1 protein-coding gene and 2 rRNA genes are annotated in these 1,633 nt (G+C 53.5%); 1 reads left to right on the top strand and 2 read right to left on the bottom strand.

The window, feature by feature from the left end; genetic code table 11:
* Positions 1-180 (top strand): hypothetical protein (locus tag VK958_RS00410; protein ID WP_325238283.1); only part of this gene is annotated, 180 nt, incomplete at its 5' end.
* 66 nt (positions 181-246) lie between these two features.
* Here VK958_RS00410 and rrf read toward each other — a convergent pair.
* Positions 247-359, bottom strand: a 5S ribosomal RNA gene (gene rrf / locus VK958_RS00405).
* A gap of 142 nt (positions 360-501) precedes the next feature.
* Positions 502-1,633: ribosomal RNA gene (locus tag VK958_RS00400) — 23S ribosomal RNA — on the bottom strand; the annotation flags it as partial.

The raw sequence follows: 1,633 nt of genomic DNA, 5'->3' as shown, positions 1-1,633 counted from the left end.
AACCAGCGATCGCTGAAGCTCATGGCCACGAGTCTCACGAAGTGGCAGGGCTCGGATGCGGCCCGCACAAAAGTCGTCGAGAAGGTGAAGCAACAGCTCGCGAAGACTTGTGCCAAGTTGCCGGCGGCGGACGCCGGCCGCGGCAACTGCGAGAAGGTGTTTACTCCCGACAGCGCCTGATCAACTAACGCTTCGCACAAAGCAAAACGCCCCAGCATTTCTGCTGGGGCGTTTGCCGTTTTAATAGCCTGACGATGTCCTACTTTCACACGGGAACCCGCACTATCATCGGCGCAGAGGCGTTTCACTGTCCTGTTCGGGATGGGAAGGAGTGGGACCACCTCGCTATGGTCATCAGGCATAACTTTTTGCCATTCAGTCCACACGGACTAAACGACCAATTCATAGAGTATTCGAATCATGCGCACCACCGTGGCGATGCGCTCTATCTTGATTGCGTTCAACCCTGGCATAACACCCTGATCTGACGATCAAAGTTATAGGGTCAAGCCGCACGAGCAATTAGTATCAGTTAGCTTAACGCATTACTGCGCTTCCACACCTGACCTATCAACGTCCTGGTCTAGAACGACTCTTCAGGGGGCTCGAGGCCCCGGCAGATCTCATCTTGAAACGAGTTTCCCGCTTAGATGCTTTCAGCGGTTATCTCTTCCGCACTTAGCTACCCTGCAATGCCACTGGCGTGACAACAGGTACACCAGAGGTGCGTCCACTCCGGTCCTCTCGTACTAGGAGCAGGCTTCCTCAAATCTGCAGCGCCCACGGAAGATAGGGACCAAACTGTCTCACGACGTTTTAAACCCAGCTCACGTACCTCTTTAAATGGCGAACAGCCATACCCTTGGGACCGGCTACAGCCCCAGGATGAGATGAGCCGACATCGAGGTGCCAAACACCGCCGTCGATATGAACTCTTGGGCGGTATCAGCCTGTTATCCCCAGAGTACCTTTTATCCGTTGAGCGATGGCCCTTCCATACAGAACCACCGGATCACTATGTCCTGCTTTCGCATCTGCTCGACTTGTCAGTCTCGCAGTTAAGCACGCTTATGCCATTGCACTATCGTCACGATGTCCGACCGTAACTAGCGTACCTTCGAACTCCTCCGTTACGCTTTGGGAGGAGACCGCCCCAGTCAAACTGCCTACCATGCACTGTCCCCGGCCCGGATAACGGGCCTAGGTTAGAACCTCAAACGCACCAGGGTGGTATTTCAACGTTGGCTCCACAAGATCTAGCGACCCTGCTTCAAAGCCTCCCACCTATCCTACACAGATCCGTTCAAAGTCCAATACAAAGCTACAGTAAAGGTTCATGGGGTCTTTCCGTCTTTCCGCGGGGAGATTGCATCATCACAAACATTTCAACTTCGCTGAGTCTCAGGAGGAGACAGTGTGGCCATCGTTACGCCATTCGTGCAGGTCGGAACTTACCCGACAAGGAATTTCGCTACCTTAGGACCGTTATAGTTACGGCCGCCGTTTACTGGGACTTCAATCAAGAGCTTGCACCCCATCATTTAATCTTCCAGCACCGGGCAGGCGTCACACCCTATACGTCCACTTTCGTGTTTGCAGAGTGCTGTGTTTTTATTAAACAGTCGCAGCCACC

The sequence above is a fragment of the Methylophilus sp. genome (assembly GCF_035460085.1).
In the GTDB taxonomy this organism is placed as follows: Bacteria; Pseudomonadota; Gammaproteobacteria; order Burkholderiales; family Methylophilaceae; genus Methylophilus.
This window is presented reverse-complemented; position numbering and strand designations above follow the sequence as displayed.